This window comes from Streptomyces sp. sk2.1 (assembly GCF_008120935.1).
Taxonomy (GTDB): Bacteria; Actinomycetota; Actinomycetes; order Streptomycetales; family Streptomycetaceae; genus Streptomyces.
In genome coordinates this window covers 3553-26777 of the sequence record NZ_RDBO01000037.1, presented here as the reverse complement: position 1 = coordinate 26777, position 23225 = coordinate 3553, and the positions used below count along the sequence as shown (strand labels likewise).

The following is a 23225-nucleotide window of genomic DNA, read 5'->3' as shown; positions in this document are numbered from 1 at the left end:
AACGAATCCGCAACACCGATGCCCACAAATGACCCATTTGAGTGCATGATCGCAACACCTGGTAACGATTAAGTATCGCCAAAGAAATGTGAGCTTTACCGGTTCACATGCGCCCTGCCATAGTGCCAACATCCCACCGCAGACCCGAGCCGCCACCTAAGGAGTTGGGCACATGGGGAACACGAAGACGCTCACGGGCGTACTTCTGGCCGTCGCGGCACTTGCCGTGACGGGTTGCAGCGGCGGCGGGGCGCCGTCGACCGAAATGGCCACGGCCCCCGCCGACCCGGGCACGGCGACCGGCAGCATCACGGTCCTCACCCAGCGGACGGATCTGGTCCAGAGCGGGGCCATGGACGCGTACGCGGCGGAGTTCAACAAGATCTACCCCAAGGTCGAGGTGAAGTTCGAGGCCCTGACCGACTACGAGGGCGAGGTCAAGATCCGGATGAACACGGAGGACTACGGGGACGTCCTCATGATCCCGGCCTCCGTCGCCAAGAACGACTACCCCAAGTTCTTCGCGCCGCTCGGCCCCTCCATCAAGATGGCGGACAAGTACCGCTTCAACGACAAGTCCACCGTCGGCGACAAGGTCTACGGCATCGCCCAGTTCGGCACCGCCAACGGCTTCGTCTACAACAAGGCCCTGTGGAAGAAGGCCGGCATCACCGCCTGGCCCACCACATCGGACGAGTTCCTCGCGGACCTGAAGGCGATCAGGGCCAAGACTGGTGCGATCCCCTACTACACCAACTTCAAGGACGGGTGGCCGCTGGTCCAGTGGACCACCAACATCGGCTCGGTCACCTGCGACGAGGACGCCACCAACAAGCTGGCCGGCCCCGTCTCCCCGTGGAAGTCGGGCAGCGAACTCCAGGTGATCGACACCCTGCTGTACGACATCGTCGAGGGAGGGCTCTCGGAGAAGGACCCCAGCACCACGAACTGGGAAGCCTCCAAGACCAAGCTCGCCAAGGGCGAGATCGGCTCCATGATGGTGGGCTCCTGGTCCATCACGCAGATGCGGGAAGCCGCCGAGAAGGCGGGTGGGAACCCGGACGACATCGGCTACATGCCCCTCCCGGTCCTGAAGGGGGACGGCCACTGCGCCACTCTGGTCTCCGACTACCAGCAGGCCGTCAACATCCATTCGAAGCACAAGGAAGCGGCCCGCGCCTGGATCGACTGGTTCACCGAGAAGTCGGGGTACTCCGCCAAGGAGGGCGCCGTCCCCACCCTCAAGTCGGCCCCGATGCCCAGCACCCTCAAGGACTTCGTTGACAACGATGTCATCTTTACGGAGCGCTCGGAGAGCGACACGGGCGAGGTCAACGAGATCGACAACGCCGCAGAGATCGGGCTCAACAAGCCCGACTACCGCCAGAAGCTGATCGACATCGCACGTGGTGCCCAGAAGGGCAGCCTCGACGACTACTTCGCCGAGCTCGACAAGCGATGGGACGAGGCGGCGAGGACCGTCGGCTCCTGAACCGGCGAGGAAGGCCCCGGCCGTACGACACCGGCCGGGGCCCACCCCTCCCGTGCACAAGGAACGAGACGCGGATGACGAAAGGCCCGACATGACCGGAACGACCGAGGCGGCGGGTGCGAAGGCACACCGCGCCGCACTCCCCCCGCGCGAAACCGCCGATGGCGGCCGGACCGCACCGCCGCACCCGCCGCGGGGACGGCTGCTGCGTCGCGCAACACCCTGGCTCTTCCTGGTGGCGCCACTGGCGCTGCTGATCACGTTCACCTACGTCCCCGTGGCGAACATGATCTATTACAGCTTCACGGACTGGGACGGGATCAGCCCCGACCGCGACTTCACCGGGGCGGACAACTACGTCCAGATCTTCACCCGCCCCGAGCTCTTCCGTGTGTTCTTCGTCAGTCTCTACTACCTGGCGGCATCCGGGGTGCAGATCGTCGTCGCGCTGCACTTCGCCACGGTGCTCAGCTTCAATCTGCGGTTCCGCAACCTGTTCAAGGGCCTGCTCTTCTTCCCCTACCTCATCAACGGCGTGGCCATCGGCTTCGTCTTCCTGTACTTCTTCCAGGACGGCGGCACCCTGGACTCGGTCCTGTCCTGGTTCGGAGCGGGGACCGACCACGCGTGGCTGGGCGACCCCGCTTCGGCCAACACCTCGCTCGCCGGCGTCTCGGTCTGGCGCTTCACCGGCCTGAACTTCGTCCTGTTCCTCGGCGCCATCCAGTCGATCCCCGGCGAACTCCACGAGGCCGCTCAACTGGACGGCGCGAGCCGGCTGCAGCAGTTCCGCCACATCATCGCCCCCAGCATCAAGCCCGTCCTCAGTCTGAGCATCATCCTGGCGATCTCCGGCTCACTCGCCGTCTTCGAGATCCCCTACATCATGACCGGCGGCGCGACCGGCACGTCGACGTTCGTCATCCAGACCGTGAAGCTCGCGTTCCAGTTCAACAAAACCGGGCTGGCCTCCGCGGCCGCCGTCGTACTGCTGCTGATCATCCTGCTGATCACCTGGATCCAGCGCCGGCTCGTGCCCGACGAAAAGGTGGACCTCGTATGACCACGGCCCAGCAGACCACCGCCCCCTCGCGCCGCTCCGCCGAACTGCGCGGCAGGCTCGGGCAGACACTCGTCTACCTCTCGCTCGTCGTCGCCTCGCTGGTGGTGCTTCTCCCGCTCTCCGTCGTCTTCCTCACGTCCCTGAAGACTTCCGAGGAAGCGGCCGAGGGCAACGCGCTGTCGCTCCCCGGCAACTGGCTGAACTTCGACAACTACATGACCGCGTTCTCCGACGGCCGGATGCTGACGGCCTTCGGCAACACCGCGTTCATCCTGCTGTTCTCGATCACCGGCACCGTGCTCATCGGGTCGATGACGGCCTACGCCATCGACCGCTTCCGCTTCCGCGCCAAGAAGCTCGTCATGGGCCTCTTCCTGATCGCCGCCCTCGTGCCCGGAGTGACCACACAGGTCGCGACCTTCCAGGTCATCAACGGCTTCGGGCTGTTCGACACGCGCTGGGCCCCGATCCTGCTCTACATGGGCACGGACATCGTCTCGATCTACATCTTTCTGCAGTTCATCCGCGGCATCCCGGTCTCCCTGGACGAAGCCGCGCGACTGGACGGAGCGAACTCGTTCACCGTCTACCGCAAGATCATCCTCCCGCTGCTCAAACCGGCGATCGCAACCGTGGTGATCATCAAGGGGATCACCGTCTACAACGACTTCTACATCCCCTTCCTCTACATGCCCTCCCAGGAACTCGGCACGATCTCCACCGCCCTGTTCCGCTTCAAGGGCCCCTTCGGAGCCCACTGGGAGAACATCTCGGCGGGGGCAGTTCTCGTCATCGTCCCCACGCTGATAGCGTTCCTGTTCCTCCAGCGCTACATCTACAACGGCTTCGCCCAGGGCGCGACCAAGTAACGCGGTCGCCGCGCTTCCGCAATCCCTTCCTGCGGCCCCTTCCCGCAGCCTCTTCCCGCAACCCCTTCCCGCGGCCTCTTCCTGCGGCCTCGGCCGGAATGCGGGTCCGGCTCCGACGCCGGCTCCCGGTCCGGGTCCGGGTCGGGCTCCGGGCGTTCTTCGAGGGGCACTCGGTGCAGGTCGTCGACTACGGCCTCGGGCCGGAACGGCGAGAGGTGGCGCCCGATCTGCGAGTTCTCGTTGTGGGGCCTGGTCCCCGCAACGACGGCTGGGCCTATATGACCGCCGGGTGCTGGGCCGCGATGGAGAAGGACGGTCACGGCCTCGAGTTCGTCATGACCGCCCACGTCCGCGATCAGCGGTTCATCGAGCTCATGGCGATGATCGCCCACTACCACTGCGGAGGACATCAGCTCGACCTGGAGTACAGCATGCCGATCGGTGAACCGTGGGTGCCGAGGTCGAGCTGTGATCACCTGCTGATCAGCCTGCCCTGTCTCCACGGACCAGACCTTGAACACTGTCCCGTTCCAGAGGGCCGCACCCGCATCCTGTGGACCCTGCCCGTAACGACAGCCGAGATCCAGTTCCGCAGACATCACGGACACGAGGCGTTGGAGCAGCTCTTCGACCAGGCAGAGATCGTCCCCACCGACCCTTTCAGGGCGTCGGTTGCCTGAGCTTCCGTCCTCCGGTGGTCACCGATCGTGGTCGCCAGGGCGTATCGGTTCCAGGTTCCACCAGCCTCGGTGCCCAGGCGGGTGGTGGTCTTGTCGTGGTGGCCGAGTGCCTTCGCGCTGACGGGGCCGGGACTCGGAGAACGAGCCGACGGATTGCGGAGGTCCTGCCGTGCTGCGGCGGGACGCCGATCTCACGCGGATGGACTTGGAGGCTGACCGGGTTCATCGGCGGCGTTACCGAAGCACGAACCGGTGCGTCCGGCACTCTGCCGAATATCCAACTCGCCCAGCAGGGAGTGGAATTGATGGGACGTGTACGGCGACCCGCGATCGGAGTGAAAGATCGCGTTTCCTGCCGTGTGTCCACCCGCAGACGCCATCCGGATGGCGTCTGCGGCCAGTGTGGTGCGCATGCGGTCGGCCATCGACCGGCCCACGACCTCCCGCGTGCACAGACCGATCACCGTCGCCGGATACAGCCGTCCCTCGGCCGTCGGCAGGCAGATGACGTCCCCGACAAACTTCGGACCCGACAGCGGCGCGGTGAAGTCTCGCAGAATCAGATCCGGCGCCGGCGGCGCCGTGCGGTCCTGTCTCGTCAGCGACCGCGACTTCCGTCGCGTCATCCCGACGATCCCACTCTCCCGCATGATCCGAGCGACATGCTTGCGGTTCACCACGTGCCCCTGGTACCGGAGTTTCCGGGTGATCCGCAGAGCCCCGCAGGATCCCCGGGAATCGGTGTGGATCTCCCGGATGCGGCGGGCCGGACCCTCTTCCGCATCGGCCTCCACCTGCCGTGCCTCCTTGTTCTGGTACCGGGTGCAGCAGCCGGAGCGGTCCCAACCGAGAACGTCGCAGATCCGCTTCACCCTGTGGGCGCCTCTGTGTCCGTCGACGAAACGGAAGCGGATCACCGTGTCGTCTCCCGCGCGAAACAGGCGGCGGCCTTCCGGAGGATCTCGTTGTCCTCCTCCAACCGGGCGTTCTCCCGCCGCAGACACCTGAGCTCTTCTTTCTCATCAGGAGTCATGTCGGCGTCACCCTCACCCTCCGCCGTCCGGGTGTGGGTCCGGTCGTCGCGGACCCATTTGCGCAGGGTCTCCAGATGGATGCCCAGGCCGTGGGCGATGTCGGTGAGGGAACGGTCCGGCGAGGAGCACATGAGGTCGACCGCCCCGCCGGGCGTGCTGTTCAGGCCGCCCTGAACCAGGCCCCCAGCGCTTCGTGCAGGCCATCGTTCGTGGTGCCTTGCCAGGCGACGTAGCAATCGGGCCGGAGAAGCAGTGCCGTGTCCAGCCCCGGGACGGTCACGGTGTCGACGTGCGACGCCCAGACGCCCGCGTCGAGGGTGCCGGTGGGGTCCAGGAGGAGCGGGCGGCCGGTGCAGGTGAGTTCACGCAGGCCTGGCAGGTCCGGCGCCCATCGGCCGACGAACGGTCCGGTTGCCGGCCCCATGTCGTAGGTGATGTCCGCACCTGACAGCAGATTCGCGATGTGCTGCCGTGTCGCAGGCTGGGCAAGCAGCTCGCCGAACAGTTCGCGCAGCGCCGTCACATCGGCGCCTGGGCGAATCAGTTGCGACTGCGCCCGAGTGTGCATGGCGACCCGCCGCGCCACCGGGGACCGCTCCCGTTCGTAGGTGTCCAGCAGCCCCTCCGGCGCGTGGCCGCGCAGTTCCGCAGCCAGCTTCCAACCGAGGTTCACCGCATCCTGCAGGCCCAGATTGAGCCCCGGGCCACCGATCGCCGAGTGCACGTGCGCGGCGTCACCGAGCAGGAAAACACGGCCCGCACGGTACCGCGACGCGATCCGGGTGTTGCCGCCGAACAGCCGCCGCATCATGTGCGGTCCCGGTCCGGTCGGCGGGTGAAGCGGCAGGTCCGCGCCGAGTACCCGGGAGGCGCTGGACCGAAGCTCGTCAAGTGAAGCCTTGCCCTCGGCCGGCTGGTCCCACTCCGTCGTGCTGATCAGTGGAGCGCCGCCCGGGAACGGTGCCCAGGTGATCAGGCCACGCTCGGTGCGCAGGTGCCGAAACGGCGGTATGACACCGAAACCGGGTACAGCCAGGCCGCCATCAGCACCGAGCATCTCCAAGGGCACGCTCACGTGTGCGGTGCGTGACACCGAGGCATCCGTGGTCACGCCGGGAAACCCGATCCCTGCGAGCTTGCGGACCGTACTGTGCCCGCCATCGGCGCCGACCAGGAACGCCGCCTTCACCGGCTCCCGCCCGCGCAGCCCGACCGTCACCGAGTCCTCGCCCTGCGTCAGGCCGGTGACCTCGTGACCGCGGCGGATCTCGACGCCCAGTTCGGCTGCCCGCTCCGCGAGCATCCGCTCGACCCTGTGTTGCGGGACCATCAGCGTGTGGAGCGGATTGTCCGGCAGGTCGTTCAGGTCGAGCGGGAACGCACCGAACACGAAGCCGGACGCCGGCTCAGGTGTGGCACCGGGTACAGTCAGCCGCTCGTACAGTCCGCGCCGGTCGAGCATACGGACGACCTGGCCGACCAGGCCGTTCGCGCGCTGCTCGCCGGATGGTTCGGTGAGGCGTTCCAGGACGAGCGGGCGCGCACCGGCCAGAGCGAGTTCGCAGGCCAGCATCAGACCATTGGGGCCGGCGCCCGCGACGATGACGTCGATCATGGGCAGTTTCCTTTTCCGGGCGGGGGCACCGGCCCGACTTCCCGCCGGGCTTGCTGTCCGCAGTGGATTGTCAGGGAGTCGGCAGACCCGCCGCGATCCGGGCAAGGGCGTCTGCAAGCAGGCGCCCCATCGGTACCGGCGGTTCGGTGCGGAGGTGGTGTGCCATGGCGGCGTTGGTTGCGGCCATGACCGTGGATGCGACGAGGTGCGGGTACAGGTCCTGTTTCAGGTCGGTACTGGTGCGGTCTGCGATGGCTGCGGCGATCTCGGCCTCGGCGATGGCCCCGGCCCGCAGCATCTCCCCCTGCAACGTCGGTTCGGCCACCATCATGCGCACGCCTGCCATCCACTCCGACGCGTCCGGAACAGGATGAGCGGCCGCTGCGGTGTCCGGTCCGAACTGTGTCAGCACCGCGCGAGTGATCGCGTCCCACAGCGGCTCTGCCGAGCGCTCACGCAGTGCTTCCGCGATGCGCAGGCAACGATCGAGGTGGCGGGCGACGATCGCCTCGCCCTTGCTGGAGAAATAGTTGTTGAACGTGCGCGGTGAGACACCGGCTGCCTCGGCGATGTCCTCGACCTTGACGTTGTCGAGCCCGCGCTCGACGGCCAGACGCAGTGCCGCCCAGCTGAGCGCGGTGCGTGTCTCGGCCTTCTTCCGTTCTCGCAACCCCATGGAAGGACGGTAACAAAAATTGCGCGGCACGCAAATATGCGGGGCGCGCAATATTCGACCACTGGTGTCGCACGGTCCCGACCTGGGCCGTCAAGCACTCCGAACACCGCGTCGGCGTCCACCGACTGGCCCCGCCCCGGCTCATCCCTCCTCTTCCTCCTTGGTATCGGCGGTGGCCGGGCCGCGCAGCGGCCACAAGCCGCCGGCCGGAATGGAGAGGCGCGGAAGCCATGGAGCGGCCCAACGCACCGAGCCGGGCCTCCCGCCCGGTCCCGAATGCCCGCATGATCTGCCCGCGCCTGCCGTGGCAGATGCCCGGGCCGACTTGTGGCAGGGCTCCTGCACGGTGAGTTGCCGGTTCGTCCGGCGGCGACAGGTGTCGTCGGCCAGGTCGGCCACACTCAGCAGGTGAAGGGCCCTGGCGAACGCGGTGCCCGGCGGGGTGGGACGCCCTTCGCGGCCGAACATTCACAGCAGGCCGTACGGAACTTCCGCCCCGCACCGGCCCCTCGAAACAAGTGGTGGCCGCAATCACGCGCGCAGGAAGTTCGAATAGCTGCTGCCATGACTTTCGAATCACCTGGGCCGGAAAAGAACAGCGATCAGCGGAAGAGCCGACGGTTCGCAGGGAGGCCGTGAAGAAATCCTCATACGGACACCTGCCCGCCGGGTGAGGTGAAGCCCGGGGCAGCGGTCTCCAGAAGGTGTTCATTCGAGACGGACCGGAAACCAAACCGGTTTAGTGTCAGGGCTTCATACCGGCACCGGTCGCACGCCCCTCCCCGTGCGCATACCCCGCGTCGACAGTCGCCCGGAAGACCTCGCCCTCGCCCCGGAGGGTGATCTGCTCGCCTGCCGGCGCGTAGGCGGAGTCCCCCGGCTCCAGGGCCAACGAACCGTGTGGGCCGTTCAGCCCGATCCGCCCGCGCGTGCAGACGAGGATCTGGGGTGCTGTCGCGTCCAGGACGACGCACGATCCACCGGAGGGGCGGACGCGGGAGAGCCGGAAGTCGTCGACCGGGGCCGGATAGACCGCTTCGGCTTCCGTTCCGCGTGCGGCGGGCCGCAGGACCCGTACGGGCGAGGCGGTGAACCTCACCACGCGCAGCAGCTCCTCCGCGTCCACGTGCTTGGAGGTGAGGCCGCATCGGAGGACGTTGTCCGACGCGGCCATGATCTCGACGCCGAGCCCGCTCAGATAGGCGTGCGGGACCCCGGCTCCCAGGAAGATCCCTTCCCCCGGGGCCAGTCGCACGTGCTGCAGCATCAACGCGGCGAGCAGCCCCGGATCGCCCGGACGGGCCCGGGCGATCCCGTCATACGCCTCCCACACGGACCGGTGGCGCCCCGCGCCCTCCGCCTCGCGGGCCACCGACGCGGCCACCGCGTCGACCAGGGCCCCGGGGGCAGCGAGGAAGGCGGAGAACACGGCGCGCAGGGCGGGCTCCTCGGGCTCCTTCCGCAGAGCCCCGACATGGGGGGCGAGTTCGGGAAGACGAAGAGCTTCGAGCAGGTCGGCGCAGTGTGCGGGCGGCCTGAAGCCGCAGAGGCCCTCGAAGCTGCCGAGCGCCACGATCATTTCCGGTTTGTGGTTGTCGTCCCGGTAATTGCGGTGAGGGGCGTCAGGAGGGACACCCTGCGAGTTCTCGATCCGGTGTCCGACGGCGGCCTGGGCCAGATCCGGGTGCACCTGGAGGGAGAGCGGTGACTCGACGGCCAACAGCTTGAGGAGAAAGGGCAGTCGGGGCCCGAACCTGCGGAGCGTCGCCGCTCCGAGCTCGGCGGCCGGCCGTGCGCGGATGAGTGCGTCGAGCGGCTCGGGACCGGAGGCGCGGAGGAGTCGCGAGGGTGCCGCCGGGTGGGCCCCCATCCACAGCTCGGCCTGTGGCGTGCCGTCGGGGGCGGTGCCCATCAGTTCGGGCAGCGCGGTGGTGGAGCCCCAGTCGTAGGGCCGGATGGTGTTCAGGAGCCGATCCACAGGTGTTTCCTTCCGGGCTGCCGACGAAGGCGGCACACGACGGTGTCAGAAATGCGGGATCCCCGCCGGGGACGCGGCTCGGGCGGATGCCGTGGCGGCCGCTCCGACGAGTCCGGCGTCCAGTGCGAGACCGGCGGGGACGATGGGGATGCCACGGGTGAAGTCGAGTACGGCGTAGTCGTTCACGTACTGCCGCAACGGGGAGAACAGGATGTCCCCGGCCTGGGCGACGCCGCCCCCGATGACCACCCGCTCCAGCTCGACGAGGGCTGCCGTGGCCGCCGTCGCCGCGGCCAGGGCCCGCGCCGCTCTCCGGTAGGCGGCAAGGGCCCGCTCGTCCCCCGCACGGGCCGCGGCGGCGACCGCGGCGGCGTTCGGCGGCACGCCGGGCCCGGCCGTCCATCCGAGAGCACGGGCGTGGGCGGCGATCGCCGTTCCGCTCGCCAGGCTCTCGACGCATCCCGGCGCACCGCAGACGCAGCGCGGACCCTCGTGGTCGACGGTGATGTGGCCGATGTGCCCGGCGTTGCCCGTGCGCCCCGCGTGCACTCTCCCGTCGAGGATCAGTCCGCCCCCGACACCGGTCGACACCACCATGCAGAGGGCGTTCCCGCACCCGCGTGCGGCACCGAGCCAGTGTTCGGCCGCCGTCATGGCGACGGCGTCCCCGACCAGAACCGGGAGGATCCCCGGGGACAGCCGGGAGTGCGTGCGCACGAGATCGACGAGCGGAAACCCGCGCCAGCCGGGAATGTTGACGGGACTGACCGTGCCCACGACGGTATCGACCGGTCCCGCACTGGCGATGCCCATGCAGGACAGCTCGTCCCAGGCCGGGTGTGTCGCCAGTTCGTCCAGCACCCCCATCACGACCGCGGCCAGGTCGACAGCAGGTCCCGTGGCCGGTGTCGCGCGCTGCGCCCGCGCGAGGAGACGGCCCTCTCCGTCGAGGAGCGCCCCTGCGATCTTGGTACCGCCGATGTCGAGTGCTCCGTACACCGTCACGTTCTTCCCTTTCCTGGCCGGAATGCCCGATCGCTCGGAATCGATACTGTGCCTCGCTTTGACAACGTTGTCTAGTGAACTGGTTCAGTAAAGTAAAAGTTTAGCAAAATCCCACTTGACGCATATCAAGGGAATGCGATCGACCCCTCCGGCATTCGGACAGGAATCCGCTGGATCGAGGCGCCCCTCACCACCGAAGACCTCGCGGTATCTCCGATTGCACCAGGAGGTGCCGGGCGAATTCCGGTACGGCCGCCGGGAAGTCGGCCCGCAGCGACGGAACCCCACGCGGAACGGGGGACGAAACATCCATGACACGTCTATTGACATGGCGGGAACATTGGATGCCTCATATGGGTGCGACATCCGACCTGCTGCCGGTGCCCGGGGCTCGCCGCAACTCGGCGTGCCCGGGGGATCTTCCGTCCGCAGGCGCAAACAGGTCCCGGTGCGTCACTCCTGGACGAATGCCCCTCGCACGATCCGAGTCCCGCCCTTCGTCCAGGTCGACGACAACGTTGTCTACGTGGTCGGCGCACCGATCGACCGTCGGTACCCCCGAGCCGTACGGCGTGCACAGCCGTCGGCCGAGCCGCTCATGAAGCCGTACCCGGGATGCAGCCGGCCTTCCCGGCCCCGCCAGGACTTCCGCAGCCCCCACTTTGAGGAGAGACATGAAACCGCCGCCGAGCAACACTCTGCACACGGTCGTCGTCATGGCGATGGCCGGCCTGATCGGCGCCGTGCTGGCCGTCTTCGGAACGGCTGCCGACGCGGAAGCCGCGACCGGCCTGCGGGTCACCGACGGTCGCTTGTACGAGGCCAACGGGAACGAGTTCGTGATGCGGGGCGTCAACCACGCTCACGTCTGGTACCCGGGTGAGACCGATTCGCTCGCCGACATCGCGGCCACCGGAGCCAACACGGTCCGCATCGTCCTCGGCAGTGGTGACCGCTGGACCAGGACCAGCGCCTCCGAAGTCTCCTCACTGATCGACCAGTGCAAGGCGAACAAGCTGATCTGCGTCCTGGAAGTGCACGACACCACAGGCTACGGCGAGGACGGCGCCGCCACGTCCCTGGACCGCGCCGCCGACTACTGGATTGCCGTCAAGAGCGCCCTCGAAGGACAGGAGAACTACGTCGTCGTCAACATCGGCAACGAGCCCTTCGGCAACACGGGTTACAGCGCCTGGACCGATGCCACCAAGAACGCGATCGCCAAACTCCGCGGCGCCGGCCTCCACCACGCGCTGATGGTCGACGCGCCCAACTGGGGCCAGGACTGGTCCAACACCATGAGGGCCAACGCCGCCTCCGGCTTCGGCTCCGACCCCGACCGCAACACGATCTTCTCGATCCACATGTACGGCGTGTACGACACCGCAGCCGAGGTGCAGGACTACCTCAACTATTTCGTCGACAACCGACTGCCCATCGTCGTGGGCGAGTTCGGCAACGCGCACAGCGATGGCGACCCGGACGAGGACGCCATCATGGCGACCGCCCAGTCCCTGAAGGTGGGATACATCGGCTGGTCCTGGAGCGGGAACGGCAGCGGGGTCGAATACCTCGACATGGTCGACGGTTTCGACCCGGACGCGCCCACCAGTTGGGGCAGCCGATTCCTCACCGGGGCCAACGGCATCTCGACCACGTCCGAGCCCGCGACGGTGTACGGAGGCGGGGAGGGCGGTGACACGGCCCCGAACGGTTACCCCTACTGCGCCTCCGGCTCATCGGACCCCGATGGCGACGGCTGGGGCTGGGAGAACAACCACTCCTGCATGGTCCGCGGCAGCTCGGCGGACAGCTGATCACTCGTGCTCCCGACGCGGCGCCTCCCCCGACCGGCTGCGGGGAGGCGCCGCGTCCGACCGCTTTCGACGGAGGCGGCCGCGAGGGCTCCTGCCCCGGTCCGCTCCGTCTCCGCCTGCGCGCCACGGGCAGGGGCTGCGCCGCGGCCTGCGGATATCACCCGAACCCCACGGCGTGGTCCCATTCGGCACTCACAACCGGCTGTCCGGGCCCGGCTGTTCGGGCTCAGCGTTCCGAGTCCGGCCCGGCGGGGTCCGGGTCCGGCCCGGCGAGGTCGGCCGGGGTGGTCTCGGCTTTCGTGCCGAGGACCTCGCGGGCCTGTTCCGCGGCACGGGCGAGGCTCTCGCCGACGAAGTCGAGGAAGCGGGCGACGTTCTCCAGGCGGACGGCGGCCGGGGTGCCGGGGCCCAGGACACCGGCTCCCCGCCGCGCGACCTCGACCTGCTGGGCGAGGGACCGGGCACTGGCTATCACCGTCCGGTACCAGAGGTCCTCATCGACGATGTAGCGCTCGCGGCGGCGCTCGTCGCGCTCCCTGCGGACGAGAACCTGGCTCTCCAGGAAGGCGATCGACTTGGAGACGGTCGCCGGGCTGACCTGGAGGCGTCGGGCGAGCTCGGACGCCGTCATGCTGCCGGAGTCGCTGGTGAGCAGGCAGACCATCACCCGCGACATCATCTTGGGCAGGCCCGATTCCATCATGGTGGTGGTGAACAGCTCCTCGTACTCACGGACGGCTTCGGCGTCCCGCCCGTGCGGCTGGGGGGCCGACTCCGGCTCCCGGGACGGGGCCGGCCTGCGCCGGTGGGCACGCCGTTCCGTGGCGCGGTGGGCCAGATCCGCGCGGTATCCGGTGGGGCCGCCGTTGCGCATCACTTCACGCGTGACCGTCGAGGTCGGGCGGCCGAGGTTTCTGGCGATCTCCGCGTAGGAGAGGCTGTCGGCCAGCCCCAGTGCGATCTGCTGACGGTCCTGCTGGGTGAGCCTGCCTCCCGGCATCACGGCCTCCTTCATGTTCTCCGAGGCCGTCAGCATAGCGTTCACACTCAATTCATTGCAACGAAAACTGAATTGAAATTGCATTGCCTTCAGTTCTTTTGCAACGATTTAATCGCTGCTAGCTGCATTGATTCAGATCATCCGCAACGGATTTGTTTCCTAATTCATGAACGCAACATAGCTTTTCTTGTATCGGAAACATCGAGTGAGTGCAGGAGAGCAGCATGCAGACGTTCGACATCACCGCCCCGGTCTCCGTCGTCCTGGACGTTCCCGCGGGGCGCATCCAGGTGATCGCCGGGGACCGGACCGATGCCGCGGTCGAGGTGCGGCCCGTGAACGCCTCCAAGGGCCGGGCCGTCGGCCGGCTCGGGGACATCGCCTTCGAGGGCGCCCACCGGCAGCGGGGTCCAGGCCCTCATCGGGCATCGGGTGGCCCGTCAGGTCCTCTCTCCGCGACGTGCGGGCCCGCAGCACGCCCAGGCAGATGCGGGAGACCGTGGTCGTGAGCCGGCCACCCAGGTTGTGCACGGTGTCGGCTTCGGTCCGGGCCAGTCGCAGCCAGGCATCCTGGACCGCGTCCTCCGCCTCGCCGCAGGAGCCGAGCATGCGCTGGGCGACCGCGCGCAGTCGGCTGCGGTGCGTCTCGAAGCCCTCTGCGAGGCCGTCGTGCGCGCTCGTCGGTCACCTCTCCCCGTCGCCGGCCGTCATCACCATGGAGGGTCCCGACATCAGGTGACCGACGGGGCCGGAGTCGACATGCGGGGAGTTCGTCTTGGACGTCTACGAAGCGGTTGCGAGCCGACGGGCGGTGCGCCGGTTCAGCGGGGAGCCGATTTCCAGGGAAACGCTGGAACGTGTGTTGTCCGCCGCAGCCCGATCGCCGTCCGGGGCGAACCTCCAGCCCTGGCACGTCTACGTGCTGACCGACGCACCACTGGCGGAGCTGAAGAAACGCACCGCCGAGCGAGTGACCGCAGGCGACCCCGGGGACGCGCGGGAGTACCAGATGTACCCGCCCGACCTGAAGTCCCCGTACCGGGACCGCCGATCCGCCGCCGCGGAGCAACGCTACGCCGCGCTCGGAATCCCACACGAGGACCGGCGATCGCGCGAGGCGGCCGTTGCCGCGAACTGGGACTGCTTCGGTGCACCCGCGGCCCTGTTCTGCTATATCGACCGCGACATGGGACCGGCCCAATGGGCCGACCTCGGCATGTACCTGCAGACCGTCATGCTGCTGCTGCGGGCCGAGGGGCTGCACACCTGCCCCCAGATGGCGTGGTCGGTGTACTGCCGGACCGTCGCGGAGGCCGTGTCGCCCCTGCCGGGACTGATCCTGTTCTGCGGCGTGTCCATCGGGTTCGAGGCCCCGGACGCGTGTCGCGACCTCATCGACCGGGCCCCACTCGCCGAAACGGTCACTTTCGTCGGCGGTCGGGGTGTTCCCGCCGCCGGTTCGGTGGCGGGGCGGGATCGCCGCCCTTCCCGCTCCGCCACCGATCCACTTCCCGAGGTTGACCCGCCCGGATTCCCGGACCTGCGAGCCGCGCGTTCAGCGGCTCGCGATGCCGATCCCGCCATGTCCGCGGGTACCGTCGGCCGGCCGGGCCGTTCACATGGGAGGGAAGAGGGAAGAACTCACTCGGCCCACGGGAGCGGGATCTTGTCCTCCCCGCCCGGCAGCATCGCCTTGCCGCCCACGGCCATGGCGACCAGGGCCACCGCAGGGCCGCCCGCGGCCCTCAGTCGCCGTATCGCGCCGGCGGGCACGATGACGGCCTGACCGGCCCCGGCGCACCCGGTCCCGCCCTCCGCCTCGATCTCGAACTCGCCCGACAGGGGCATCCACACCTGTTCCCGGTCGATGACGTGCACCGGCGTGGCGGAGTCCGCGCCGAGCTCCACCCGCCAGGTGCTGACCTCGGTACTGCCCTGGCTGGGGGCGGCCAGGCCGAACATGGAGCCGGCCGGAGTCCTGGTCGTCCGCCGGTCGCTCTCGCTGACCACGTGCATGTACGCACCTCCTGTGTAAAGCTCCTTTACTTGCGATGAGTAAAGTTGCTTTATTCAGGTGTGTCAAGATGAACCGGTGGAGACCCATGACCCCCTTGAGCGCGCCGAACTCACCTTCCTGCTCGGGATGGCCTTCCAGCTCGTCCTCTCCGAGTTCGTGAGCCGTCTCGACGCCGCCGGCCACGCCGATCTGCGCCCCGTGCACGGGCTCGTCTTCCAGGCGCTGCGCGGTTCCGGCGCGACGAGCAGCGAACTGGCCGAGCGGCTCGGGGTCACCAAGCAGGCCGCCGGCCAGATCATCGACGACCTGGAGAAGCGGGGCTACGTCGAGCGCCGGCCGCACCCCGCCGGCGGCCGGCGCAAGCTCGTCGTCCTGACCGGGAAGGCGTTGGAGCACCTGGCCGCGGCCGGACGGATCCTGCATGAGCTGGAGGCGCAGCTGGCCGAGCAGCTCCACGAAGCCGGCCGACAGGTTCCGCGGGCCGAACTCGCGGCGGTCATCCGCGCCTTGGCCGGGGACTCGATCCCGCCCTGGCGCCCCGTCTGGTGATACGGGACGGGGTCGCGGCGAAGGGCCACGCCCGCGACGACCGCGGCGGGTCGACCACGGGGTGAGGAACGAGCGCGGGGTGAAGAACGGGCGCGGGGTGAAGAACGAGCAGCGCGCCTTCGCGATCGTCCGGTCGTCCCGGGCCCGAGACCCTTTGCCGAACCGGTGTTGGGATAATCCGGCCATGGGATCTTGGGGAACCTTGGGGCCGGCGCTGTTGTCGCTGGCAGGTGTTGCGCTCGGCGCGGGCGGGTCTCTGTTCGGCCAGTTCCTCGTCTCCCGGGTGAGTGCCCGGCAGCTCGAAGTGCAGCAATCGGCCGCGCACCGGGCCGAGTTGAAGGATGCGGTCCTGAAGTTCCTGAGCATTGCGTCGCAGGTGGAGAAGGCGGTGCTCAGGCGCCCGTCCGGTGACGGTGCCGCGGTCGATCCGGAACTGGACCTGCTCGTCGACGACCTGTGGCTCGCCCAGGCGGAGATCGACCTGGCCGCCGGAAGCGAGCCCCTGCGGGGCGCCGCCTACCGTTACGCGGCGGGCCTCGCCGGGGCGGCCCGGGGCGGGACGAACGACACGTCCGCGCTGCGCGGGCCGCAGGCGCGGTTCATGGACGCGGCGTACGACGACATGTGGCCCGGCCGACGACGCGCGACCGGGGATTCCCCCGCACCTCGGTGAGCCCTGCGCGTGAGCCCTCCGCAGCGGGCCCGGTCAGCGGCCCCGCCGTGCGGCTCGGTCGGTTTCCCGTCGGCCGGGGCGGCCGGTCCGGTCAGCGGGCCCGTCGCGACGGGAGTCCGCCCCGGTCACCCGGGACCGGATGCGGGCGGCGGCCGTGGCGGCGGCGGGTTGCCCGAGCACGATCCCGAGCAGGACGAGGAGCAGTCCGCACGTCTGCCTCGGGGTGAGGGCCTCTCCGGCGACAACGGTGCCGAGCAGCACGCCGGTGACCGGGTTGAGCAGTCCGACCAGGCCGACGGCGGCCGCCGGCAGATGACGCAGGCCGGTGAACCAGGCGACGAAGGCGACCGCGGTCGCGACGACGGTGACGTAGGCGAATCCGAGGACCGCGCCCGCGTCGAGGGAGGGAGGCTCTCCTTCGCGGACGACGGCCAACGGCAGCACGACCAGACCTCCGGCGACGAGCTGCCACGACGTCGAGGCGAGGACGTCGACCTCGGCGCTCCACCGCTTCGCGAGCACGTGGCCGAGGGAGGACGTCACCATCGCCGTGACCGATGCGAGGACGCCGAGTGCGTTCAGGCCCACGGTGCCGGTGAACAGCATCAGGCATACGCCGACGATGCCGATGCCGCCGCCCAGCAGCGGGAGGCCGCGGGGCCGTTCCGCGATCACGGCCAGGGCGAGCAGCATCAGAACCAGTGGTGAGGCCGCCATGATGGTGGAGGCGATGCTCGTCGGCAGCAACTGGGCCGCGAGGTAGACCAGGGCGAAGAAGGACCCCATGTTGAGGGTGCCGAGGATCAGCGACTTCCACCACCACGCCCCGTGGGGCATTCGCCGGCACAGGGCCAGCAGCAGAACCCCTGCGGGCAAGGCCCTGATCGCCGCGCCGTAGAGCGGATGGCCGGTGGGCAGGTATTCGTGGGTGACGAAGTAGTTCGTCCCCCAGGCGACCGGGGCGATCGCCGTCACGAGCGTCCATCGCACAGTAGCTTCCACGGAAGGAAATATAGCTTCCATGGAAGCTATAGTGAAGTCGTGAACGACTACGAGGATCACGTCGCCCGCATCCAGGCCGAGTGGGCCCGGGAGCGCCCGGACGTGGATGTGAGCCCCCAGGGCGTGATCGGCCGGCTCCATCGCCTCGCCGGCCTCCTGACCGAGCAGTTGTGCCTGGTCTACCGGCGACACGGGCTGAACGAGGGGGAGTTCGACGTGCTGGCGGCGCTGCGGAGGGCCGGGGACCCCTTCGAGCGCGCCCCGGGCGAGCTGGCCGCGTTCACCATGGTCACCACGGGCGCGATGACCAAGCGCATCGACCGGCTCGAACGCGACGGGCTGGTCACGCGTCGCCGGTCCGCCGAGGACGGCCGGGGACGCGTGGTCGCGCTCACCACGGCAGGGCGGGAGCTGTTCGACCGGGCCTTCACCGACCACATGAACAACGAGCGCCGCATGCTCGACGAGCTCGACCCCGACGAGGCCGCACACCTCGAAACGCTGCTCACCACCTGGCTGGCACGCGTCGAACCACCGCCCGGCGCACCACGATGACCCCTCCACCGCACCGACGAACACGGTTGGCGCAGGGGTGGTGCGCCCGGTCTACGAGGCCGCCGTCTGCCGGGCCCTGCGGGACACCCGCCCCGGCCTCGCCGCGGCGGCCGTCCCCGGGCCCCGGCCCCCGGACGGCGAGGCCGCCCGATCCGCCGCGGAGAACGCGTGAGCCCGTCCCGCCACAGGCCAGGAGTCGGGCCGCGCCGGCATCCCGCCCGGCGCGGTACCGACACATGGCCGCGCCGGGCCCGCACCCGGACAACGGTCCTGGTCCCGCCCGGCCCCGAGGTCCGGCGGTGCAGCCGTCAACGCCGTCGTTCCTGTCAGATGGCGCATTCCTGCATGGTGGCACCCCCGTAGGAGCTGCCGCCGTCCTTCGCCTTCACGAGGACGTAGCGGAGCTTGCCCCGGCCCAGCGCCTCCTCCAGGTCGTGCGCCAGCTCGCCGTCCCGCGGGGACTTCGCCGCACGCTCCTTCATCGCCTCGATGATCGTCTCCAGGTACTCCCTGGTCCCCTGCTGGACCAGCCTGTTCTTCTGACGGCCCTTCCCCTGACGCCAGCCGAGGCTGCCCGATGGCGCCTTGGCCTCGACGATGAGCAGACTGCCGTCCTTGAGCAGGTACAGCTGGTCGAACATGTCGGCACCATTGGGGGTTTTGGGCAGGGGAATCCACCGGGCTCCCCGGAACTCCTCCGGAATGACGTGGTAGCGAGCCGCGCTCTCACCGAGCCGCTCGGATATGGAGCTGTTGTTGGGCTTGACGCCCAGTTCTTTCCGGTAGCGCTGAAGCGCCTTGTCCCGCGCCTGCCCATTGGCCGTGCTCTCGTTCTCCCGGAACTTCCGCTCCGCGTTGGTGAGATCCACGGACGCCTTGCGATGGTCGGCGACCTTGTCGAGCAGGCCCATCCGCTTCGCGTCACCGACCGAACCCAGGCCGACGAACTTCGCGGGGGACAGCTTCGCGCCGGGTGCCGAGGGCATCTTGTTCTTGGAGATCCAGTGGTTCTCGTTGTCCTTGGCGAGTATCGGCAGCGTGACGCCGTTCTCCGTGGTCTCCTCGCTCCTTCGGCGGCCGTCGATGATGTAGTTGCGGAAGTACCAGACCGGGTCGTTGTTGGCCTTCCAGACCATCTCGTCCTGGATGTGCTTGCGGTGGTCGGCGGCACTGTTCAGCAGCTCGTTGCAGGTGAACACGCTGTTCGTACGCTGCGGGGTGCCGTCGGGGCCGGGCGGATGGGTGGTGAACACGGCCGTGTCGAAGGCGGGACCGTTCGCGCCCCGGCAGTGCTTGTCGAGCTTGAGCCTCCTGAGCTCCTTCACCAGTGCCTGCCGGTCGCTGCCGGCCAGGGGCGTGGACGCGTCGGGGGCGATGTCGATCCAGGCGACCTTTTCGAAGCCGGGCGGGACCACTCCGTCACCGGACAGCTCGTCGACCGCCTTCGCGAAGTCGTCCACGACCTCGTCCGTGCCCCCGGACACGGCCTTGAGCTGGATGGTCTGCTTGCCGGTCAGGTTCTGGAGGTCGGCCTCGTAGCCGTCCGCGGAGTCCTTGGGTTTGTAGGTGGCGCCCCAGACGATCTTGTTTCCCGCGCGCGCCAGATCGCCCGCGTGCTCCAGTGCTCGTCGGTCGGAGGTGGTGAGCTGAGCTGTCTTCGCCTCCAGTTCGGCGAAGCCGGATGCGGTGGTGAGCTGCAGGCCGTCGGTGTTCACGGCCAAGTCGTGGAACGGCTCGAACGCGCCCTGCCGCACCAGATTGGCCACCGTCTGGCCGACCTTGCTGATCCGGTCCTCGCGGACTTGGGGGCTGGTCCGCGGACCGATGTCGGGCGTCATCGCCTCAAGCAGCTGCAGGACGGGCCTGCCCTTGCTGTCGTTGGCCCGCTGGTCCCCCAGTGGCTCATTGAGCTTGAAGCCGCGGCCCATCAGCCGTTTGACGAGCGCCGGGTCGTCGCCCATGACGCTCGCCTCGTAGAAGACCGCGGACCAGCTCACCCGGATCGTCTGGCCGGGCGGTGCCACATTCCTCGCCGCCGTCGTCAGCGTGCGGTTTCCGCCGGGGGGCACGGAAACAGGACTGTTCAGCGGTGTCTGTCCGGCTACGGTCACGATCACCGTGCCGTTGGCCGGAGCGGTGCCCTGGTTGGTCACCTTCACGGTTGCCGGGCAGCTCGGAGTGGCGCAGAACGATGTCGAGAGCTGTACGGCCACGTCCGTCTGGGCCGCCACACGTCGGCTCAGCGGTTCGGCCTGCTCCTGCGAGGTGTCGACCCGGCGTACGTTCTCCGTTGTGCTCCGCACCTGGGCCTTGTCGGGCTCGCTGACCGCGGACGACAGGGCCGGGGCGGGCGCGGGCTCACCGGCCGCTGCCCGCACCCGGCCCGCGCCCCGTGCGGCAGCGTCCGACGGGCCCTGACGGAAGGCGACGGTGTGCGCGTCCGAGGAATCCGGCGCAGGTGCGAACGTGGTGTCCTCCTCGGGTTCGGCTTCGCCCGGCAGGCCGACCGAGAGCGGCCGGTACGGAGGGGACGCGCTCACCACGAAGCGCAGGGTGCCGTTGGTCAGTGCCTTCGCCGGGCGGCCGTTCACCGACGCGGCCCCGCTCTGGCGCCACGTGGACGGCCGCCCGGACGGACCGTCGGTGTCCTTGCCCGAGAGGGCGTCGGCGAGCGCCGTCGGGGTCATCCGGGACAGCTCGGCCAGGCCGGTCACGCTCTGCGGCGGGTCGGCGATCCAGGTGTTGGCCAGCGCTTCGGCGCTGCCCGGCTCGTGCTCGAACCACCACTGGCCGTTGCCGCGCAGAAGGGTTCGCCCGGGGCGCACAGCGAGTTCCGCGAGCGCCCCCGAGTCACGGCTCAGGGTTCCGTACGCGGTGCCGTCGCGGGCGACCGTCAGCCGGAAGCCGATGATCGCGCCGTTGCCGTTCACCGTGGTCCCCGCATAGGTGATCCCGCGCCAGGCACGCAGGCTCTTCGTGGCCTCCGAGGCCAGCTGCGGAGGCGTCTTCTCCTCCGGCCGGAACACAAAGGTCAGCAGACCGGCGACGAGCACCATGACCAGCGACAGGATTCCCCAACACCAGTACCGGCGATGGGATTTGAATGACCGGACAAGCGCTCCGGCCGCCCGGGACGCCCGACTGCCCGCCGCCGCCGGCGGTGACGGTGGCGGCGGCGGGAGGTGCGGTACCTGCGGGGGAAGCGGCGGGAACGAAGGGTACGGGGGAAGCGGTGGTCGCGGTTGCGGTTGCTCGAACGGCCCTGATGCGCTGTCCCGTGCGTCCACGTCTGCCCCCAGTCCCGGAGACCGGGCGACCCCACCGGTTCGTCGCGTGATGGTCCCGATTCCCCATTTCCTGATTCCCGTCCCAACTCCCCATTCAATCAAGCCTCTTCGCCCCGCGTCGGCAGATTCCCGCCGTTCCCTGAACACCGGATCTCCGACGGGGAGGCCCGTGAGGAGCCTCCTGGCGCCGTACCGGGGAGCTCTCAGACGGTGGCGCCTCCGTCGACGGGTATGCACGCGCCCGTGATGCCGGAGCCGGCGCGGGAGGCGAGGAGCAGGACGGCGGCGGCGACCTCCTCGGGGCGGGTCAGGCGGCCGGTGGCGGTGCGGTCGGTGAAGTGGCGCACCAGGCCGGGGTAGTCGGTGCCGAGAACGCGCGCGGCCCGGGGTCCCTGTTCGGTGAACCAGTCGGTCTCCACCGCACCGGGACACACGCAGTTGGCGGTGACGCCGTACGGCCCCACCTCCTTGGCCAGGACCCGGGTGAGCCCGATCAGGGCGTGCTTGGCGGCGGCGTAGGCGCACAGGCCGGGATCCGGGTCGCGGCCTTCCATGGAGGCGATGTTGATGACGCGGCCGGAGTGCTGCGGGATCAGGTGGGACAGGGCGTGGCGGGTGGTGTAGAGGGCGGAGTCGAGGTTGAGGGCGAGGGTGTGGTGCCAGGTGTGGTCGGTGATGTCGGCGACGGTGGCGAAGTCGGTGGCGCCGCCCACGTTGTTGACGACGATGTCGAGGTGCCCGTAGCGGTCCACCGTCTCGTCGACCGCGCGTTCGGCGTCGGCCCGGTCGGTGGCGTCGGCCACGCACAGGGCGATGTCGTCCCCGGCGTCCAGCCGGGCGAGGGCCGCCCGGCCGACCTCCTCGGAGCGGCCGGTGATGACGAGCCGGGCGCCGTGGGCGTGCAGGGTGTGGGCGATGGCCAGGCCGATGCCTCGGGTGGCTCCGGTGATCAGCGCGGTCCTGCCGGTGAGGTCCATGTGTTCTCCCGTCGTGGGCCGGAGGGCGGATGGTGGGTGACGAGGGTGATCGTGTGCGGTGTCCCTGGCAGGTTCAGGGGCAGCAACTGCCAGCCGCGGGGCGCTGGTTCGTATCCCAGTCGGGCCAGGGAGAGCCGGGGGCGCAGGGTGATCTCGACGTCGACGAGGGCCCGCAGCAGGGACCAGCCCAGGGCCTTGGCCATGGCCTCCTTGGCCGTCCACAGAGTGAGGAACTCCTCCCTCCGTATGGTCTCGGGCCGGTCGGCCGACGTGGTGGCCTCGCCCGGACGGAGCGCGTACCGCAGCAGTTCCGGCGGCGGAGGGGAGACCAGATGCTCGATGTCGATGCCGATCCGGATGCCGTCCCGGGGCGCCGCGACCAGTGCGGCCACGGTCACGGACCCGCAGTGGGCGGCGGTGAGGCGCAGGGGCGGCAGGTTCTGTTCCGGTGCGAGCGCGGGGCGGCCGAGCGGGTCGCGGACCAGGGCGACGGTCTCGGCCGGGCGGGCCTGCCGCGCCGCGACGGCGTGGCGCAGCAGGACCCGGCCGGGTACGGGGCGTCCCCGCGGGGCGATGTACCACCAGAGGTCGACCGGGCCCGCCGCGGAGGCCACCCGGCGGTGGCGGGCTCCGGTGAGTACGGGGACCGCCGGCGTCACGGGGTGTCGTCCTCGGTCCGGCGACCGTCCGCGGTCGGTCCGGTCGCGGCCCGCACGGCGGTGGTGACGGTCTCGGCGGTCGCGGTGCGGGGGCGGGCCGGGACGCGGGCGAGGACGGTGGCGCGCATGCCGGAGATCTGGGCGACGACGCGGCCGTCCGGGGTGGTGGCGGTGCTGGTGCCGGTGGCGGGTGAGTGGTGGAGTCGCAGCCCGGTGGGGTGGGTCCGGACGAGGTCGTGGTCGTCGCCGGGCTCGTACAGGGTGATGCGTTCGATGT

At 69.4% G+C, this 23225-nt stretch carries 22 protein-coding genes and 2 pseudogenes; 10 read left to right on the top strand and 14 right to left on the bottom strand.

Annotated elements, in window-relative coordinates:
• The first annotated feature begins 172 nt into the window (after positions 1-172).
• The 4 genes from EAO76_RS14210 (at position 173) to EAO76_RS14195 (ending at position 4104) form a co-directional block, all read left to right on the top strand.
• Positions 173-1492: an ABC transporter substrate-binding protein gene (locus EAO76_RS14210; RefSeq protein WP_148836307.1), complete on the top strand. Its 1320-nt coding sequence runs from the start codon at positions 173-175 to the stop codon at positions 1490-1492.
• A gap of 91 nt (positions 1493-1583) precedes the next feature.
• Positions 1584-2555: a carbohydrate ABC transporter permease gene (locus EAO76_RS14205; RefSeq protein ID WP_148836306.1), complete on the top strand. Its 972-nt coding sequence runs from the start codon at positions 1584-1586 to the stop codon at positions 2553-2555.
• Positions 2552-3424, top strand: a complete 873-nt coding sequence (locus EAO76_RS14200; RefSeq protein ID WP_148836305.1) for a carbohydrate ABC transporter permease — start codon at positions 2552-2554, stop codon at positions 3422-3424. Before EAO76_RS14205 ends, EAO76_RS14200 begins: the two co-directional genes overlap by 4 nt.
• Before the next feature lie 173 nt (positions 3425-3597).
• Positions 3598-4104, top strand: a complete 507-nt coding sequence (locus EAO76_RS14195; protein ID WP_262375461.1) for a suppressor of fused domain protein — start codon at positions 3598-3600, stop codon at positions 4102-4104.
• Between the two features lie 191 nt (positions 4105-4295).
• On the opposite strand, the gene EAO76_RS14190 is transcribed toward EAO76_RS14195, so the two are convergent.
• From EAO76_RS14190 to EAO76_RS14165, 6 genes are all read right to left on the bottom strand, one after another.
• Positions 4296-5021, bottom strand: a complete 726-nt coding sequence (locus EAO76_RS14190) for an IS3 family transposase (protein ID WP_187438613.1) — start codon at positions 5019-5021, stop codon at positions 4296-4298.
• The gene (locus tag EAO76_RS14185; protein WP_148836302.1) at positions 5018-5269 is read right to left on the bottom strand and encodes a transposase; all 252 of its coding nucleotides are present in this window, start codon (positions 5267-5269) and stop codon (positions 5018-5020) included. The genes EAO76_RS14190 and EAO76_RS14185 overlap by 4 nt, the downstream gene beginning before the upstream one ends.
• Before the next feature lie 29 nt (positions 5270-5298).
• On the bottom strand, positions 5299-6753 hold the full coding sequence (locus EAO76_RS14180) for an FAD-dependent monooxygenase (RefSeq protein WP_148836301.1): 1455 nt from the start codon (positions 6751-6753) through the stop codon (positions 5299-5301).
• 70 nt (positions 6754-6823) lie between these two features.
• Entirely contained in the window at positions 6824-7429 is a 606-nt protein-coding gene (locus EAO76_RS14175) for a TetR family transcriptional regulator (protein WP_148836300.1), read from the bottom strand.
• Positions 7430-8174: 745 nt separating this feature from the next.
• Complete coding sequence (manA, locus tag EAO76_RS14170) at positions 8175-9407, bottom strand: mannose-6-phosphate isomerase, class I (RefSeq protein ID WP_148836299.1); 1233 nt, start codon at positions 9405-9407, stop codon at positions 8175-8177.
• A gap of 45 nt (positions 9408-9452) precedes the next feature.
• Positions 9453-10412 carry an ROK family protein gene (locus EAO76_RS14165; protein WP_148836298.1) on the bottom strand — a complete coding sequence of 320 codons (960 nt, stop codon included), beginning with the start codon at positions 10410-10412 and terminating at the stop codon, positions 9453-9455.
• A gap of 674 nt (positions 10413-11086) precedes the next feature.
• On the opposite strand from EAO76_RS14165, the gene EAO76_RS14160 reads away from it, so the two are divergent.
• Complete coding sequence (locus EAO76_RS14160) at positions 11087-12229, top strand: cellulase family glycosylhydrolase (RefSeq protein WP_148836297.1); 1143 nt, start codon at positions 11087-11089, stop codon at positions 12227-12229.
• 226 nt (positions 12230-12455) lie between these two features.
• Here EAO76_RS14160 and EAO76_RS14155 read toward each other — a convergent pair whose 3' ends face one another.
• Positions 12456-13229, bottom strand: coding sequence for a helix-turn-helix domain-containing protein (locus EAO76_RS14155; protein WP_148836320.1), 774 nt, complete (start codon positions 13227-13229; stop codon positions 12456-12458).
• Between the two features lie 480 nt (positions 13230-13709).
• Positions 13710-13868: pseudogene (locus tag EAO76_RS45380) on the bottom strand (sigma factor); the annotation flags it as partial.
• 136 nt (positions 13869-14004) lie between these two features.
• Between EAO76_RS45380 and EAO76_RS14145 the strand changes: the two are divergent.
• Positions 14005-14667: pseudogene (locus tag EAO76_RS14145) on the top strand (nitroreductase); the annotation flags it as partial.
• Between the two features lie 203 nt (positions 14668-14870).
• Here EAO76_RS14145 and EAO76_RS14140 read toward each other — a convergent pair.
• A complete protein-coding gene (locus EAO76_RS14140; RefSeq protein ID WP_148836295.1) occupies positions 14871-15245 on the bottom strand; it encodes a cupin domain-containing protein in 375 nt (124 codons plus the stop codon).
• A 76-nt stretch (positions 15246-15321) separates the two neighbouring features.
• Here EAO76_RS14140 and EAO76_RS14135 point away from each other — a divergent pair, with 76 nt between their 5' ends.
• Together EAO76_RS14135 and EAO76_RS14130 are read left to right on the top strand one after the other, a co-directional pair.
• Complete coding sequence (locus EAO76_RS14135; protein ID WP_222872160.1) at positions 15322-15795, top strand: MarR family transcriptional regulator; 474 nt, start codon at positions 15322-15324, stop codon at positions 15793-15795.
• Positions 15796-15979: 184 nt separating this feature from the next.
• The gene (locus EAO76_RS14130; RefSeq protein ID WP_262375460.1) at positions 15980-16468 is read left to right on the top strand and encodes a hypothetical protein; all 489 of its coding nucleotides are present in this window, start codon (positions 15980-15982) and stop codon (positions 16466-16468) included.
• Between the two features lie 33 nt (positions 16469-16501).
• On the opposite strand, the gene EAO76_RS14125 is transcribed toward EAO76_RS14130, so the two are convergent.
• On the bottom strand, positions 16502-17470 hold the full coding sequence (locus tag EAO76_RS14125) for a DMT family transporter (RefSeq protein ID WP_148836294.1): 969 nt from the start codon (positions 17468-17470) through the stop codon (positions 16502-16504).
• Between the two features lie 39 nt (positions 17471-17509).
• On the opposite strand from EAO76_RS14125, the gene EAO76_RS14120 reads away from it, so the two are divergent.
• Complete coding sequence (locus EAO76_RS14120; protein WP_262375459.1) at positions 17510-18025, top strand: MarR family transcriptional regulator; 516 nt, start codon at positions 17510-17512, stop codon at positions 18023-18025.
• A gap of 37 nt (positions 18026-18062) precedes the next feature.
• Entirely contained in the window at positions 18063-18197 is a 135-nt protein-coding gene (locus EAO76_RS46175) for a hypothetical protein (protein ID WP_262375458.1), read from the top strand.
• Between the two features lie 154 nt (positions 18198-18351).
• Here the strand turns inward: EAO76_RS46175 and EAO76_RS14115 are convergent, their stop codons facing one another.
• The 4 genes from EAO76_RS14115 to EAO76_RS44520 all read right to left on the bottom strand — a co-directional run.
• Complete coding sequence (locus tag EAO76_RS14115) at positions 18352-21081, bottom strand: hypothetical protein (protein WP_148836292.1); 2730 nt, start codon at positions 21079-21081, stop codon at positions 18352-18354.
• Positions 21082-21515: 434 nt separating this feature from the next.
• Positions 21516-22289, bottom strand: coding sequence for an SDR family NAD(P)-dependent oxidoreductase (locus tag EAO76_RS14105; protein ID WP_148836291.1), 774 nt, complete (start codon positions 22287-22289; stop codon positions 21516-21518).
• Positions 22262-22948 (bottom strand): 4'-phosphopantetheinyl transferase superfamily protein, encoded by a 687-nt coding sequence (locus EAO76_RS14100; protein ID WP_148836290.1) that lies wholly within the window; start codon positions 22946-22948, stop codon positions 22262-22264. Before EAO76_RS14100 ends, EAO76_RS14105 begins: the two co-directional genes overlap by 28 nt.
• A partial coding sequence (locus tag EAO76_RS44520) for a hypothetical protein (RefSeq protein WP_187438612.1) occupies positions 22945-23225 on the bottom strand: 281 nt, incomplete at its 5' end. The genes EAO76_RS44520 and EAO76_RS14100, both read right to left, overlap by 4 nt.